The sequence below is a fragment of the Pseudomonas hefeiensis genome (assembly GCF_030687835.1).
Classification (GTDB): domain Bacteria; phylum Pseudomonadota; class Gammaproteobacteria; order Pseudomonadales; family Pseudomonadaceae; genus Aquipseudomonas; species Aquipseudomonas hefeiensis.
Genome location: NZ_CP117449.1, coordinates 4,332,759 through 4,348,547, shown reverse-complemented (window position 1 = coordinate 4,348,547; position 15,789 = coordinate 4,332,759). Strand labels below are relative to the sequence as shown.

Genomic DNA, 15,789 nt, shown 5'->3' with positions numbered 1-15,789 from the left:
GTTCTCTCAACGAATTTGTGGGCCGATGAACCGGCTCTTGGCTTCAACATGAACGCTGTCGTCATCGGCATCCTTGAGGATGAAGGTCACCTCGTTGGCGCTCGACGGCAGTTGCTCCGGCGCGCTGGACAGTTCTACCGGCTGGGTGAAGATCTCGCCAGCCGCGACCTTGATTTCCCGGCGTCCCTGCAGCTTGAGGTCCGGCAAGCCAGTGGCGTCCAGCACGTACGTATGATCGCGCTGGTCCTTGTTCATGATCTTGAGGCTGTAGACGTTCTCGATCCGGCCTTCGGCGTTCTCGCGGTACAGCACACGGTCCTTGCTGACGTCGAAACCCACCAGCGAACGCATGAAGAACGCGGTCACCAGCAGGCTGATCATTGCCAGCAGCACCAGGGCATAACCGATCAGGCGTGGGCGCAGTTTATGGGTTTTCTGTCCCGAGAGGTTATGTTCGGTGGTGTAGCTGATCAGCCCGCGCGGGTAATCCATCTTGTCCATGATGTTGTCGCAGGCGTCGATGCACGCCGCGCAGCCGATGCATTCGATCTGCAGGCCGTCGCGAATGTCGATACCGGTGGGGCAGACCTGGACGCACATGGTGCAGTCGATGCAGTCCCCCAGGCCCAGGGCCTTGTAGTCAACGCCCTTCTTGCGTGGGCCACGGCTTTCGCCGCGACGCGGGTCGTAGGAAACGATCAGGGTGTCCTTGTCGAACATCACGCTCTGGAAGCGTGCGTAAGGGCACATGTAGATGCACACCTGCTCGCGCAGCCAGCCGGCGTTGCCGTAGGTGGCGAGGGTGAAGAAACCGACCCAGAAATATGACCAGCCATCGGCCTGGCCGGTAAAGAACTCGAACACCAGTTCACGGATGGGGCTGAAATACCCGACGAAGGTCATGCCAGTGACGAAACCGATCAGCAGCCACAAGCTGTGCTTGGCCAGCTTGCGCAGGAACTTGTTCCCGCTCATGGGCGCCTTGTCGAGCTTGATGCGCTGGTTGCGGTCGCCTTCGGTGACCTTCTCGCACCACATGAAAATCCACGTCCATACGCTTTGCGGGCAGGTGTAGCCGCACCAGACCCGTCCGGCGTATACCGTGATGAAAAACAGGCCAAAGGCGGCAATAATCAGCAGCCCTGACAGAAGGATGAAGTCTTGGGGCCAGAAGGTCGCGCCGAAAATGAAGAATTTGCGTTCGGGCAGGTTCCACCAGACCGCCTGATGCCCGCCCCAATTCAGCCAGACCGTACCGAAGTACAGCAGGAACAACATGCCACCGCCGACCATCCGCAAGTTGCGGAACAGGCCCGTGAAGGCGCGGGTGTAGATTTTTTCCCGAGAAGCGTAGAGATCGACGCTTTGGTTCGCGTCCTTGGCAGGCGGGGTGACGTCATGTACCGGAATCTGGTTGCTCATCAAAATGCATCCCACGGCAGTGGAAAAGTGCCGGGGTCAGTACGTGCCGACCACGGTCAGAAAGGGTAGTGCAGTGGCGCAATGATACGCCTGTAGGTCTAGCTCAAGGGTGCGACCTTTGGTCGCGTTGGGAGGAAGGGCCGAATGGTGTAGCGGATGTAACAAGTCATGACCCAGATCAATTGACTATAGACATTCCATGGCGTTGGCGAAAAAACCAAAGGGCCTGCCAACTCGTTCGACCGGCCCGCCTGGTTGCTTTGTGCCACTATTTTGGGCGGCTTTGCCACCCGGCGGTCGTACATCGTAGCTCCAATCATCTGCGCTTCTGGGCTCGGTGCCCACACCCGATATGTCGCCCGCCACACGTTGTGGCCGTCGGCCTCGGTGAGTTGTTCCGGCAGGCCGTTGAGGTCGTTGTGGTAGTAGCGGATTTTTTGCAGCGCCCCGCTGCCGTAGTGCAGGCGATTGATCCAGCGGCCGTCGGGCAACTGGGTCTGGATCAGGTTGCCAAGTTCGTCATAGTGGTGTTGCAGGCTGCCGGCGGCGCTGTTTTCGGCGAGCAACTGGCCGGTGGCGTCGTAGGCGAAGCTCAGGGTTTGCGCGTTGCCTTGCCGGTCGGTGAAGGCGGGTTACACGCCTGCTTTTGAGGTGTAGGCGATCCCTGGCGAGGGAGCTTGCTCCCGCTCGGCGGCGCAGCCGTCGTAAACCGGCTGATGCGGTTTATCTGGAGAATGCGTCAGCCTGTTTCGGGGCGGCTTCGCCACCCAGCGGGAGCAAGCTCTCATGGAACAAACTACAACCTGCTGATTTTAAAAATAAAATTTTCTGCCAAGCACACTTCGGCAATGTGATCTCAGTTAGGCGAGTGCGCCTCCCTTTGTGGCGAGGGGATTTAGCGAAACGTCGCACCGCCCCGTTGGGCTGCGCAGCGGCCCTAAAGCAGTTAACTCAATCTTCCTGGCACGCCGAGTTGCCTGGTTTGGGGGCTGCTGCGCAGCCCAACGGGGATAAATCCCCTCGCCACAGGACCTAGTTCACTGCGCGACAGCGCAGCGTCGAAGACGCGGCGGCCACTCCCTCGCCACGGGTTGGTGGTGTCGCGGCTAGCGTGGGTCGACGTTATCCAGCACACGGCTGGCCAGCATTGAACTCAACTCGATCAGTTGCTGGATGCCGAGGGCAATGTGGCGGTGGGGGCCTTCCAGATCGAAGGCCAGGTTGCTGATCATCGCGTCGGCGGATGCCAGGTTTTCGCTGAGGTTGGCAAGCAGGCATTCGTTGTCGGCGTTTTTTGCCACGGTGAAGAGCTGGTCTGGATTGGATGCCTCTTCGGACTTTTCCGGTTTGGGTAGCAGGTAGTGATCCAAGACGCGTTTGGTGGTTTCGTCGTGCTTTTTGTTTTTGCGACCGGAATGGGTAGACGTTGAGTCAGTTTCAGGAGGATTTGGAGTAATTTTGAACATCGTTGCGTTACCTCTAATGAGTAGGCCGCAACCATCTCGCTACTAAACGAAAGGAGGCAGCTGTGCGCAAGTTAGTAGACCGGTAGAGGCAACGGAACCCGGCGCGCCCGAAGGCGCCATGCGCACAGCCACCATCGAGTGCAGGCAATGCCTGACTGATGAGACTCATGCAACCGTTACTACTACCGGGCTACTAAACCCGACCACTGATGGGCAGTGGCAGGGAAACGATAGAACCCATGAGCAAGGCGCACAAGCGGGCGAATTCTGGCGTAGTTGTAGGCAATGGCGCAAGGATTCGTAGCTTGGTGGAAGCGTTGCGGAGGGGGAATAACCAAGCCTTCGTAATGCCCAGGATTCGGGGTGAAGGCGCTTGCTCTCGCTCGGTGGTGCAGCGGTTTTTCTGTAGGAATTCGTCAGCCTTTTTGGGGCGGCTCCGCCGCCCAGCGGGAGTAAGTTCCCTCGCCACGGGGATTTGCGCTTAACCTGCGCCTGGTCATTTGTTCGCAAGCGCCAGATCGAACTGCTTGTTTCCCAATTTGATCTAGCCGCCAGGGTTTTCTTGAGCACAGCCGAATCCCGGCTCTGATTATTTTTGTGCGCTGCAAAGAGAAGCGTCAGGCGCACAAATGCATCAAGTTTCTACTGGCGGTACAAAATGTTGTAGAACGCGGTTTGCTCATCCTTGATCAAGGACAGATCGTGCCCCGTGGGAATTTTTTCGAACAGCGCTTTGTTGACTGCCATCCGACGCATGATGATCACCTCCAGCAATTGGCCGAACAGCGCTTCATCACGGACGTGTTTTTTCAGTTTTAGAATTTCGTGAGACTTGTCTTTCAGGACGTGAAAGGCGTAATTCATCACAACCATATTGGAGACGAACAGGTTTGCCGTTGACTGAAGCGGATTGACCGCGTCGATCAAAGCATCAAATATTTTTTGCCTGTCCTGAGCATAGGTGGGCAAAAAAACGTCGGGGTACATAAGCTCGCTGTGACGATCATTGATCGCGAAGCGGTCATGGGTATCGTCGGGCTCGCTGAGTAATCTGACTGTGCTTGTTTGAAACGTTTTCAACGTACTCAGCAGTTGATGCTCTTTCCTGCTGTTGGCCTTGATCGCTTTGTAAACCAGATCAATCAAATCCAGAAAAGCCACGGACCCCAGCCCGTCGGTCGCCATCATCAACTGATTGCCCTCGATGCTGAACCGACGATACGCCTCGTCATCGATGCTCAATTCGAAGAGGAGGAACCTAAGCATGTAGTTCCTGAGGCGCGCATCCGCATCCAGGGTGCTGTTCTTCAAGCTGATCAGTTGGATCAGGTAGAAGAAAATAAAGTAATCCTTGTTGGTTCGTTGACGGTTGTCGATTTCAAGCAGGTAGCCAAAGCGCGACAGGACCAGGAGGAGGGCGTAGCAGTCGGGTTCCGTGAAGCCGTTCTTCAGCATGGCTTTTTCGAAAGCGCTGGTGGAAAACAAGTCCCGCCAGCGGCTAACGCTGAAGGGAGCGCCATTGTGTTTTTTCGCGACGACGTTCAGTAGCGAAGGCTCGTCTTCTTCGTAAAAAACAGCACCCAACGCCTTCGGATACGGCCGGACGTTCAGGAAATTTTCAAGCTTGTATGAGAGCAGTTCGAGTATATCCATTGCTTTAAGCCTGCCGTTTCGTATTGCGAGGTAGATATTCGTTGCTGTATTTGGCCTTGTGCTTGTTGCGGTATGTGGATTGTGCTTCTTTCTAGGTGGAATTCAGAGGGGTAGTTTGATGGTTTATGTTATTGCGGTTTATGAAGCCAGGAAGAAAAGTCTGATACGTAGATTCCATCCGGCGTTAGCGTCGGCGGTATATTTTCGATGCTGTCAGCTATCTCGTCATAAGGCGCCGGCAAGACATAGCAGAGGCCGAAATCCTCGGTGAGGATTATGATGCCTTTAAATGTGCGCTGGCGTTTGGTCAGCTTTTTTATCTGGTCAAAACGCATTCCTGTAGAAAGTATTTTCTGATAAAGCCCTGTGTATCGCGCGTTGCAACCGATTGAAAAAATTGTTCCGTCAGGTAGGGTCGAGAGGGTGAACGTACTATCGATTATGTACGCTGTTCTTGTTTCGCCGTCAGGTAGCGTATAGTTCTTTATCTCGACTTTATGATGCTCATAGAAGCTCATTTGAAAGTCCGATGCCGCTGATCTTATCCACTTGTACGAAGCCGGACCATGCTATTTGCTCTTTAGAATGCTTGAGGACTTCTGCTACCGTCATGCCTGCCCATAACTTATTTTTATAGCTGCCGGTGAATTTCGAGTTGCAGGAAATCGCGGTAATAATTCCGTCCGGGCCGTAATATGCTCTGATAAAGCCGTCGTCTAGGGTGAACGAGTTTTGTTCTTGTTTAATTTTATAGTGGCCTGAAAGGCCCGCTTCAATTTTTTCTATGCTTTCTCCGATGCATACCCCGCCGATTGATTTTTTTGGAATTATTACATTGGTGATGTCCATGGTATTTCTCTATTTGGGAACGTCCATTATTTCGTCTGCCAGCATCGGGCTTTCATCTGGCAAGTCTTTCATAGACGTTCCTGTTACGGGCTTTTCTGCCAGGCCAATAAAATCACCGGGGTCCTATCTCTATCTGTCGGGAACGAGCCTTTAGCACTTGTCGACAATGAACTGGATGACGGGCGGTGTGGCATGTTGATCCTTTCGGACCGAGAGAGTGTCGTCCATCCCGAGAGATCACTGACCGGGCGCCACCACCAATCCCTGTGGGAGCGAGCTCGCGATGGCGGCAGCACGTTACATCTCCGATCCCTCCAGATTCATCCTCTACGCGTTAACTTTGTAGCGGTGAAGTCAACGCGATACTTTTCCAGCCCGCCTTTCGTTTTTTCTCCAAGAGCGAGGCTAAAGCGTCGCCCTCAGGTAGCCCTTTCTTCGGCAGCTTGAGAGGAACCAGGACGTAGAGTTTTACCGAGTCCTCATGGTGTTCATCCACCGGCTCTTCGGTGGTGTTCCAAATTTTGTCCACGACCAACAGCGCGTCGGCATCGCTCGGCCAGCTGAGCTGGGCGAAGTCTTTATCTGTTTTTGAAATGATCTGGCCTTCCGACAAGGGGCCGTTATCGAACGTGTGGCGAGCGAGCAGGGACAGCAACTCAACCGGGAAAACCCAAGGACTGTGCGGGGGAAAACCTTGCTGCGTGAGAGGCCAGTCGCCGGGCAAGCATACGAATAATTCGGTATGAGGGCTTTTGGCAAAAAGTCCGACGGTAAAGAGTAACTTGAACTTGTTCTTACCCTCGATGCAGCTGATACGCAGCTCCAGCCCCGCTTCATTACTGAAGGGACTTAGTTGCGCGGGTAAAACCCAACCTGCTGTGTTGTGCACGAAAGTGGCTATAGGCCCGCCGAATTCTTCGGCCGGGTTCTCAATAACGTCCATGATACTGACCGCCCCGGCTTTTCTTAAGACGGCCGCAATGTCTGTAAATCCCCACGTATTGGCGATGTCCAACGGCGCGGTATTCAGTCGGGTGTGCAGTCGATTGATGTCGGCATGGTGTTCTATAAGAAGATTGACGATGTGCTGGTGCCCGGAGGTGATCGCGTCAATCAGCGGGGTGGTTATGCTGTCAGGCCAACCGTCTACCAAGGCACCAGCTTCAAGAAACCATTGGCATGTTTGTAGATGTCCGTTGCCGGCGGCGGCGGTAAGGGGGGTGCTGTTACCGGAACTCGCGGCAGGCTGGTCCAGTGCAATACCTAAAGCCACCAATAAGCGGCAAATTTCGGTTTGACCCTGTTCGGCAGCCATGTGCAGCAACGTCTCCTGCCCCTCAAGGCCATACAGGGGCAGGTGCAATAGAGCGGGATTTTTCTCCAGGTGCTTTTTTAGCGAGGCTCCATTTCCCGAGGCGATGTCGGCATGAATGGCGGATAAAGTCTTGATGTTCTTTTCATAAATTTCTTCTGGGTTGGTCATTTAAAAAATTCCTTTTGCCATTTGATCACCCATTTTTTTCAATGCGTTTTCGACACTGGCCGTCCCACCGATGTCCGCTTTCTGAAGAATTTCATAAACCTTTTTCGCGCTGGCTACAGAGTGATTTCCCCCACCATTCTGGGCCCAAGTGAAGTTGCGCGGATCGTCGTTCAGGCCGACTTTGTGTTTGGCCAGAATTTTTTGCGAGTCGGTAATGTATTTTCGATTTTGCGCTTTCCAGCTTTTCGGAGCTTTTTCGCGGACGATATGATGGTAATGCGGCTTCACCATACCCTTAGGCGCAGGCCCCATCGCTCTCTTCTGTGAGGCGCTGAGTCGACAAACTTCCCAACCCCACGGATCTACCCACCCAATAGGATTCGGTGCGTATTGATAGAGGTTGAATCCCCCCGCCAACCCAATCGGATCCTGCGTAGTAAACCGCCCCACATCCGGATCATAAAACCTGAACGTATTGAAATGCAGCCCGGTTTCCCGGTCCAGGTACTGCCCCTGGAACCGCAAATTCTGCTCTTCGATGTAATACGGTTCGCGCACCTCTTCCAGCGTGTTGCCCCACACCCGATACGTGGCCTGCCAAACATTGTGCCCGTCGGCCTCGGTGAGTTGTTCCGGCAGGCCGTTGAGGTCGTTGTGGTAGTAGCGGATCTTTTGCAGCGGGCCGCTGCCGTCGACGCGGGCCAGGGGTTCGTGGCCGTCGTCTTCGTAGAGGTACAGACTGGTTTGCTGGTGGCGGTGTTCCTGCAACAGGCGCAGGCCGTCCCAGGTGAAACGGGTTTCGCCCAGTGGGTAGCCGTGGCTGTCGTGCTCGGCTTTTTCGGTGCGCCGGCCCAGCGGGTCGTAGGTCATCTTGACCACGCTGCCATTGTCATTGTGCACTTCGATCAGGCGGCTTTCGGCGTCGTAGGCGAAGCGTTGCAGGCCGCGCGCGGCGCTGCGTTTTTCGATCATCCGGCCAAAGGCATCGTACCGATACCGCTTGTCCTGGTAGGTCAGCAGTTTGTTGTGCACCACCAGCCCGGCGCCGGCTTGCGGGCCGTCCAGCAGGTTGGCGGCGGCGTCGTAGGCGAAGGTTTCGCGCTGGCCGTGCAGGCTGTCCTGGCTGGCGACGATGCGGCCGGTGGCGTCGTAGTGCAGCAGTTGCCGGTGTTGCGCTGCGGGTTGCTGGTCGAGTTTGCCAATCAGGTTGTCGGTGGGGTCGTACTCGAAGTGTTTTTGCACCGCAGCCGGCAGCAGCGAGGGTTGGCTGGTATGGCGGCGTTGGCGTGCGCGCAGGCGGCCGCTGCGGTCATATTCGCTGCGGGTGCTGATCTGGCCTTGGGTGCGCAGCACTTCGCGGTGCAGGCGGTCGCGTTCGAAGTCGCTGATGATCTGGCCGTCGAGGTTGATCTGGTGCAGGTGGCCGCTGCCGTAGTACAGGCGATTGACCCAGCGGCCATCGGGCAATTGGGTCTGGATCAGGTTGCCGAGTTCGTCGTAGTGGTGTTGCAGGCTGCCGGCGGCGCTGTTTTCGGCGAGCAACTGGCCGGTGGCGTCGTAGGCGAAGCTCAGGGTTTGCGCGTTGTCTTGCAGATCGGTGAAGGTGACGGCGGTGAGCTGGTCGAGCGGGTCGTAAGTGTATTCGGTGCGACCGTCGTCGGTGACCTTGGCGATCAGTCGGCCCACGGCGTCGCGCTCCAGGCGATGGACGATGGGCGCTGGAGGCGTCTCGGGGATTACAGCCAGGCCGGTGCCGTACGGCGCTGGTATGGCCGTCACCGCCGCGACGTTGTCGAGCGGGTCGTAGGTGTAGCGCTTGGCGCTGCCATCGAGGTCCTGTTGTTCAATCAGCCGGTCCCCGGCATCCCAGGCAAACCGATAGCTCTCACAGTTCTCATTGACCAGCGCTTGCAGCCGCCCGTAGCTGTCGTACGCGAATTGCACCTGCCGGCCGTGGGCGTCGGTGCGTTGGCGGACCTGACCGCGACGGTTGTGCTGGTAGAGCGTGGTGTGCCCGGCCGGGTCAGTGTAGCCGGTCAACTGCCCGGCGAGGTCGCGCTGGTACTGTTCGGTGCGGCCATCCGGCAATTGGCTGCTGAGCAAGCGTCCCTGGGCGTCGTAGCTGAAGTGGGTGCGCTCGCCGAGGGCGTCGGTGATGGTCTGCAGGTAGCCGCGCTGGTCATAGCTGAACCGTGTCGGGTAGCCCGAACAATCCACATGCTCCACCAATTGCCCGAACGGGTTCCAGCGCAGCTTTTTAATCTTGCCGGTGGCGTCGATGATTTCGATGACCTGACCGTGGGCGTCGTAGCGATAGTGGGTGACGTGGCCCAGGGGATCGGTTTCGGCGCTGCAGTTGCCGCGTTGATCGTAGCGGTATTTCCAGCTGTGGCCGGCGGCATCGGTGTCCACCAGCGGCAGGGCCCAGTGCTCGAGCCATAACGTCGAATCGCTGCGGCCCAACGGGTCGATTTCGCCGATCAGGTTACCGGCCTCGTCATAGCTGTAGGCATAGCGCCCGCCCTGTGGGTCGGTGGCGCTGAGCATCTGGCGTTCGTCGTTCCACTCGAACAGCCAGCTCTGGCCGAGGTTGTCGCTGTATCGGGTGATCTGGTGCTGGCGGTTCCACTGCCGTGTGCTGACGCGCTGCAAGCCGTCGGTGATGCGGGTTACGCCGGCCTTGAGGTCATAGTCGAACTGATAGGTGTCGCCCTCGTCGGTCCAGTGCCGAACCACGCGCCATTCCTGGTCTTCGATCAGAGCCCATTCGTAGAAGCAACGCAGCCCGGTGGGCAGCTGGTGTTCCACCATTCGCTGGCCGGCGTCGTAGCTGAAGCGCCGTTGCACCTGGCCGGTGGCGTCGCGCACTTCGCTGAGGTTGTTCGCCGTGTCGTAGGCATAGCTGACCAGCACTTCGCGCTGTTGGTCGGGGTAGAGGCGTTCTATCCGGGTGACGCGTTCGCGCTCGCGGATCAGCTCGACTTGCACCAGATCGAAGGTGTCGCGCAGGCGCATCAGCCGTCCGGCGGCGTCGTAGTCGAGGAAGATGCGATTGTCGTTGCGGTCACCGAGTTGGCTCAGGCGCAGCAGTGATGTGTGCTCCGGCGTGGGTTCGAACAGGCGATACACGCCGTCATCGCTTTCGATCAGCAACTGCCCGTTAAGATGGCGCCGCACGGCCAGGCCTTCACCAGCGCTGAACACCGCGCCGCCCGGCGGGATCGAGCCCATGTCGATGGGCCGGGCCTGTTCGTCGGTGTAGACCAGGGTTTCGCCGCCGTCCGGATGAGCAAGTATCTCCACCTGCACCTCGTAGGCCACGCTCCAACCGGTGCCGAACATCCCGCCACGACGTTCATCGCGGCTGTTGTAGAAGCGTTGCCAGTCGATCGGCAGAACACCGGGCAACACGAAGTCCAGCTCTTCATCGCGGCCCAGCACCTTGGCTCCGGTCGCGGCATGCACCGGGTTCGACGAGCCCATGGCGGCGTTGGCCGCGGCGCCCATGGCGCTGCTGACCGCCATCGACGCCGCGCCACCGGCCAGCATGCACGGCAGTTTGCTGAAGAACTTGCCCTTGCCGCCCTTGAGCATCAGCAATGCCGTGACCGCCAACCCTACGCCCGGGGTCTTGCCGCTGCGAATCTCGCGCACCACCACTGAGCCGCCGCCAATGGTCACGTCCGGGGAAATCAACCCGGCTGACACCACCGTCGCATCGCAGGTGCTGCGGTCGCCGCTGCGCACGGCGGGCTGGCCGTTGATGGTGACCTTGTCCGAGCCTTCGGCCATGAACTGCGGCGGCATGGGGGGGTGTTTGGTGCAGATCACCAGGTCTTCCGGCCGGGTTTCTGTGCCGGGGGCGGGCGAGGCGACGGTGGGGCGCCACATCTGTGAGAAGAAGTTGCCGGCCATGTCCAGGTAACTGGCCTCGGCCTCTTCTTCCGGCGCGGGCATGTCCAGTTCGGTGCCGGCCGGCGCGACGTGGGAAACAACCGCTCCGGCGGCGCGGGCCGAGGGGATGTTGTTGGTGAAGGTGTCCTTGGAGCCGGTGAGAATGTTGGCCTGCACCGTGGGCGGGAAGAGGGCGTTGCCGATGCCTTCGCAGATATGACTCAGGCCTTCGTCGGCCCCGGTCTTGCTCATGGCAATGCCTACGACCGCACCGACCACCGCACCGAGCAGGAAGCAACCCAAGCCACCCGTGGCGACAGTGATGCCGGTGGCGGCCACCACCGCAGCCGTCGCCAGGGCGGTAATCGCAATGTTGGCTGCTACTTCCAGCACACCGCCGAGAATGTCGGCCATCATTGAGGTGTGGTTCAGTGCATCGCCCAGGCGAGCGGCCCAGAGCGCGTCAGACATGCCGGGGGTTCATCGTTGCGCGCTGAAGTGTTTCGATGCCCATTGCGCCTATCTCCTTGGCGGTAATTGATGTCCGTTGCGACGTTATATCAGCTTGACCATGGATTGAGCAGGGCCACGCCGCTGCTTTGAAAATCACTCACATTGCGGGTGACCACGGTCAGGCCATGGACCAGCGCGGTGGCGGCAATCAGTGCATCGCATTCATTGCTGCGATCGGGTATGTGCAGGCGAGCGCAGCGTAGCGCGACGGTGCGGTCGACCGCCAGGATCCTGCCGGCAAATGCGGGTATGACGTGGTTATCCAGCCACGCGCGCAGGTGGCTGCCTTGCGCCGGGTCCTTGCGTTCGAAGCGCAATACACCGGTTTCCAGTTCCAGTACGGTAATTGCCGAGACGTACAGGTTGGGGGCGGACACGCTACGTGCCCAGGCCTGTACGTTTTTATCTGCATGCGGCTTGCGCAGTTCCGAAATGACATTGGTGTCGAGTAGAAACATCAGGACAGGTCCACTGGCCGGGGAGTGATGACGGTACGTTCGGTATCGAAATCGATATCCGGCGCATCGGGCATGACCAGCATCTCGACAATGCTGGTGCCAATGCCGGTCAGTTTCTGGTACTCCTCAATGCTTAGCAGTACGTGGGCCGGCCTGCCACGGTCAGTGATGATGACCGGCCCTTGGCGGGCAGCTTTTTTGGCACCACTTGTGTCGTGGTTGAATTCGCGGCTGGAAATGGTCGTGATGGACATGGCGGTGCCCTCATGAAACTAGAATGTAGGCACGTTACTACTGGCGTAGGCGGCGAGCAAGTGAAACAGCTTCGACTCTTGATACCCACCAATAAAAAGGCCTCGCCAATATTGATTGGCGGGGCCTTTGGTGCATCAGGCGTGTGCCTTACTGGGCATCGGCGGCTGGCGCCGGTTCACCATGAGACAGGCTGTAGACGTACGCAGCCAGCAGGTGGACCTTGTCGTTACCCTGCAGATCGGCCTGGGCAGGCATCTGGCCCTGGCGACCGTAACGGATGGTCTGCTGCAGCTGAGCGAAGCTCGAACCGTAGATGAAACCGGCCGGGTGCGTCAGGTCAGGTGCGCCCATGGCAGGCGTGCCCTTGCCGGCTGGACCGTGGCAGGCCACGCAGTTGGCTGCGAACAGCTTCTGGCCATTGGCCGGATCGGCCTTGGCGCCTTCCGGCAGTTTACGGCCGTGCAGACTGGTCACCACGTAGGCGGAGACGTCGGCAACACCTTGCTCGCCAACCACGGCAGCCCAGCCCGGCATCACGGCATGACGACCGCCCATGATGGTGGTCTTGATGGTTTCCGGCTCACCACCCCAGCGCCAGTCGGCGTCGGTCAGGTTCGGGAAGCCGTAGGCACCCTTGGCGTCGGAACCGTGGCAGACCGAGCAGTTGGAGGCGAACAGGCGGCCACCCATCTTCAGGGCTTGCGGGTCCTTGGCGACTTCTTCAATCGGCATGGAAGCAAACTTGGCGAAGATCGGACCGAACTTGGCGTCCGAACGGGCCATTTCCTTTTCCCACTCGTGAACACCGGTCCAGCCGGTCTGGCCATTGGCGAAAGGGGTCTGCTTTTCGGTGTCCAGGTAGTTATAGCCTGGCAGCAGGCCTTTCCAGTTGCCCAGGCCCGGATAGAGCACCAGGTAACCCAGAGCGAAGATAATGGTGCCCACGAACAGCATGAACCACCATTTGGGCAGTGGGTTGTCGTACTCTTCGATGCCATCGAACGAGTGACCAACCGTCTCGTCCGTTTGTTCGGCGCGCTGGCCCTTACGGGTCGACAGCAGCAGCCAGGTCAGGGCGAAGATCGTTCCCAGGCTGAGGACTGTGACGTACAGACTCCAGAACGTAGTCATTCTTTGTTACTCCTAGAAGCTTGCTCGACGTGCTTGATGGCTTCGGGATCATCCGCGAATGGCAGCAAGGTCGCGTCGTCAAATTCCGATTTGCGCTTGGGGCTGAACACCCACAACGCCAGGCCGATAAAGGCCACCATCACGACGACGGTGCCTAGGCCGCGAATCATCCCGATATCCATCTAAATCACCGTTTGCTTTTGATGATGGTGCCCAGGCCTTGCAGATAGGCCACCAGCGCGTCCATTTCAGTCTTGCCCTTCACGGCATCCTTGGCACCGGCGATGTCTTCGTCGGTGTAAGGCACGCCCAGGGTACGCAAGACTTCCATTTTCTTGGCGGTGTCTTTGCCGTCGAGCTTGTTTTCTACGAGGAACGGGTAGGCCGGCATTTTCGACTCAGGCACTACGTTGCGCGGGTTGTACAGGTGCGCACGCTGCCAGTCGTCGGAGTAGCGGCCGCCAACGCGAGCCAGGTCCGGGCCGGTACGTTTGGAACCCCACAGGAACGGGTGATCCCAGACGCTTTCACCGGCAACCGAGTAGTGGCCATAGCGTTCGGTTTCTGCGCGAAACGGACGGATCATCTGCGAGTGGCAGCCGACACAGCCGTTGGCGATGTAGACGTCGCGACCTTCCAGTTCAAGGGCGGTGCGCGGCTTCATGCCTTCGACCGGCTTGTTGGTCACGTCCTGGAAAAACAGCGGAACGATCTGGGTCAGGCCGCCGATGCTGACGGCGATGACCATGAAGAAGGCCAGCAGGCCGATATTCTTCTCTACTGTTTCGTGCTTCATCAGTGAGCTCCAACTACGGCGATCTTGGCGGCGGCCTCAGCTTCGGCCGGGTCAGAGGCACGAACGGTGCGATACACGTTGTAGGCCATGAACAGCATGCCGCTGGCGAAGAACGCGCCGCCCAGGGCACGGACGATGAAGCCAGGGTGGCTGGCTTGCAGCGCTTCGACGAACGAGTAGGTCAGGGTGCCGTCATCGTTGATTGCACGCCACATCAGGCCCTGGGTGATGCCGTTGACCCACATCGAGGCGATGTAGAGCACGGTGCCGATGGTGGCGAGCCAGAAGTGGGTGTTGATCAGACCGGTGCTGTGCATCTGCGCACGACCGAACAGTTTCGGGATCATGTGGTAGATGGCGCCGATGGAGATCATCGCCACCCAGCCGAGCGCACCGGCGTGTACGTGGCCGATGGTCCAGTCGGTGTAGTGGCTCAGGGAGTTGACGGTCTTGATGGCCATCATCGGGCCTTCGAAGGTCGACATGCCATAGAATGCCAGGGAAACCACCAGGAACCGCAGGATCGGGTCGGTGCGCAGCTTATGCCAGGCGCCCGAGAGGGTCATCATGCCGTTGATCATGCCACCCCAGCTTGGCGCCAGCAGGATGATCGACATCGCCATGCCCAGGGACTGTGCCCAGTCCGGCAGCGCGGTGTAGTGCAGGTGGTGAGGACCGGCCCAGATGTACAGGGTGATCAGCGCCCAGAAGTGGACGATGGACAGGCGATAGGAATAGATCGGACGCTCGGCCTGTTTCGGCACGAAGTAATACATCATTCCCAGGAAGCCGGTGGTCAGGAAGAAACCCACGGCGTTGTGGCCGTACCACCACTGGATCATCGCGTCGGTGGCGCCCGAGTAGGCCGAGTAGGACTTGAAGAAGCTGACCGGCAGGGACGCGTGGTTGACGATGTGCAGCATGGCGGTTACGACGATGAAGGCACCGTAGAACCAGTTACCGACATAGATGTGCTTGGTCTTGCGCTTGACGATGGTGCCGAAGAACACCAGACCGTAGGTCACCCAGACGATGGCCAGCAGAATAGCCAGGGGCCATTCCAGCTCTGCGTATTCCTTGGTGGTGGTGAAACCCATCGGCAAGGTCACGATCGCACCGACGATGACCGCTTGCCAACCCCAGAAGGTGAAGGCGGCGAGGCTGTCGGAAATCAGTCGCGTTTGGCAGGTTCGCTGCACGACGTAATAGGAAGTGGCAAACAACGCACAACCACCGAAGGCGAAGATCACCAGGTTGGTGTGCAGCGGGCGCAGGCGTCCAAACGTCGTCCATGGCAGATCGAAGTTCAACTCCGGCCAGACCAGTTGCGAGGCGATGAAGACACCGAGCCCCATGCCAAGGATCCCCCAGACCACCGTCATGATGGCGAACTGGCGGACTACCTTATAGTTATAAGCAGTCGGACTGATTGCTGTGCTCATTCTAAGGTTCCACGGTTTGGGTGTTTTATTAGGATAAAAATCGGTCGCAAGTATGGAGAAAGCGGGGGGTCATTGCAACGCGCCATGACCTGGGTCAATGCTTTCTAAAGCTGATTCTGCGGCCTTTCCATGCTCGACGTAGGGACAAAATCGGCCCCCGGCAAATTGTCGCGGCGCAGGAAAGAGGCGAGGGGGTCGGTTCGGTTGTAACGGGGTGTGTTCCAACACGGCGTTCGGGTCATGGGAAGCCCTGGGCGCAATAGCCGGTATCCACCGGCCTTTGCGGCCTTTTTATCGAACGGATTGTGGAACACATCGGCTCGGATCGACCTGAAACCGGCAAACGCCAGTGCACGCTCGGGCAAGCTTAGACCCGATTGCAGGTAACCGAAAGGCGCGAAGAGAAGGGGTGCGACAATGAGTCGCG

13 protein-coding genes and 1 pseudogene are annotated in these 15,789 nt (G+C 58.4%); all 14 read right to left on the bottom strand.

The features are described 5' to 3' along the window. Positions 1–6 precede the first annotated feature (6 nt). Positions 7–1,422: a cytochrome c oxidase accessory protein CcoG gene (gene ccoG / locus PSH57_RS19550; RefSeq protein WP_305384952.1), complete on the bottom strand. Its 1,416-nt coding sequence runs from the start codon at positions 1,420–1,422 to the stop codon at positions 7–9. A gap of 341 nt (positions 1,423–1,763) precedes the next feature. Further along, positions 1,764–2,048, bottom strand: a pseudogene (locus PSH57_RS29370) (RHS domain-containing protein); the annotation flags it as partial. Between the two features lie 480 nt (positions 2,049–2,528). Continuing rightward, complete coding sequence (locus tag PSH57_RS19540; RefSeq protein ID WP_305384949.1) at positions 2,529–2,888, bottom strand: DUF6124 family protein; 360 nt, start codon at positions 2,886–2,888, stop codon at positions 2,529–2,531. A 642-nt stretch (positions 2,889–3,530) separates the two neighbouring features. Beyond that, positions 3,531–4,541, bottom strand: coding sequence for a hypothetical protein (locus PSH57_RS19535; RefSeq protein ID WP_305416014.1), 1,011 nt, complete (start codon positions 4,539–4,541; stop codon positions 3,531–3,533). Positions 4,542–4,669: 128 nt separating this feature from the next. Further along, on the bottom strand, positions 4,670–5,059 hold the full coding sequence (locus tag PSH57_RS19530; protein WP_305384947.1) for a hypothetical protein: 390 nt from the start codon (positions 5,057–5,059) through the stop codon (positions 4,670–4,672). Then, the gene (locus tag PSH57_RS19525; RefSeq protein WP_305384946.1) at positions 5,046–5,390 is read right to left on the bottom strand and encodes a hypothetical protein; all 345 of its coding nucleotides are present in this window, start codon (positions 5,388–5,390) and stop codon (positions 5,046–5,048) included. Before PSH57_RS19525 ends, PSH57_RS19530 begins: the two co-directional genes overlap by 14 nt. 334 nt (positions 5,391–5,724) lie before the next feature. Next, positions 5,725–6,873, bottom strand: coding sequence for an ankyrin repeat domain-containing protein (locus PSH57_RS19520; RefSeq protein WP_305384945.1), 1,149 nt, complete (start codon positions 6,871–6,873; stop codon positions 5,725–5,727). Then, entirely contained in the window at positions 6,874–11,238 is a 4,365-nt protein-coding gene (locus tag PSH57_RS19515) for an RHS repeat-associated core domain-containing protein (protein WP_305384944.1), read from the bottom strand. A gap of 89 nt (positions 11,239–11,327) precedes the next feature. Next, positions 11,328–11,738, bottom strand: coding sequence for a type II toxin-antitoxin system VapC family toxin (locus PSH57_RS19510; protein ID WP_305384943.1), 411 nt, complete (start codon positions 11,736–11,738; stop codon positions 11,328–11,330). After that, positions 11,738–11,992, bottom strand: coding sequence for a type II toxin-antitoxin system Phd/YefM family antitoxin (locus PSH57_RS19505; protein WP_305384942.1), 255 nt, complete (start codon positions 11,990–11,992; stop codon positions 11,738–11,740). Before PSH57_RS19505 ends, PSH57_RS19510 begins: the two co-directional genes overlap by 1 nt. 148 nt (positions 11,993–12,140) lie before the next feature. After that, positions 12,141–13,124, bottom strand: coding sequence for a cytochrome-c oxidase, cbb3-type subunit III (ccoP, locus tag PSH57_RS19500; protein WP_305384940.1), 984 nt, complete (start codon positions 13,122–13,124; stop codon positions 12,141–12,143). Then, positions 13,121–13,306, bottom strand: coding sequence for a CcoQ/FixQ family Cbb3-type cytochrome c oxidase assembly chaperone (locus PSH57_RS19495; RefSeq protein WP_003183474.1), 186 nt, complete (start codon positions 13,304–13,306; stop codon positions 13,121–13,123). The genes ccoP and PSH57_RS19495 overlap by 4 nt, the downstream gene beginning before the upstream one ends. A gap of 5 nt (positions 13,307–13,311) precedes the next feature. Then, on the bottom strand, positions 13,312–13,920 hold the full coding sequence (gene ccoO, locus PSH57_RS19490) for a cytochrome-c oxidase, cbb3-type subunit II (RefSeq protein WP_014339380.1): 609 nt from the start codon (positions 13,918–13,920) through the stop codon (positions 13,312–13,314). Beyond that, the gene (gene ccoN / locus PSH57_RS19485; protein WP_047227187.1) at positions 13,920–15,362 is read right to left on the bottom strand and encodes a cytochrome-c oxidase, cbb3-type subunit I; all 1,443 of its coding nucleotides are present in this window, start codon (positions 15,360–15,362) and stop codon (positions 13,920–13,922) included. The genes ccoO and ccoN overlap by 1 nt, the downstream gene beginning before the upstream one ends. Between the last annotated feature and the right edge of the window lie 427 nt (positions 15,363–15,789).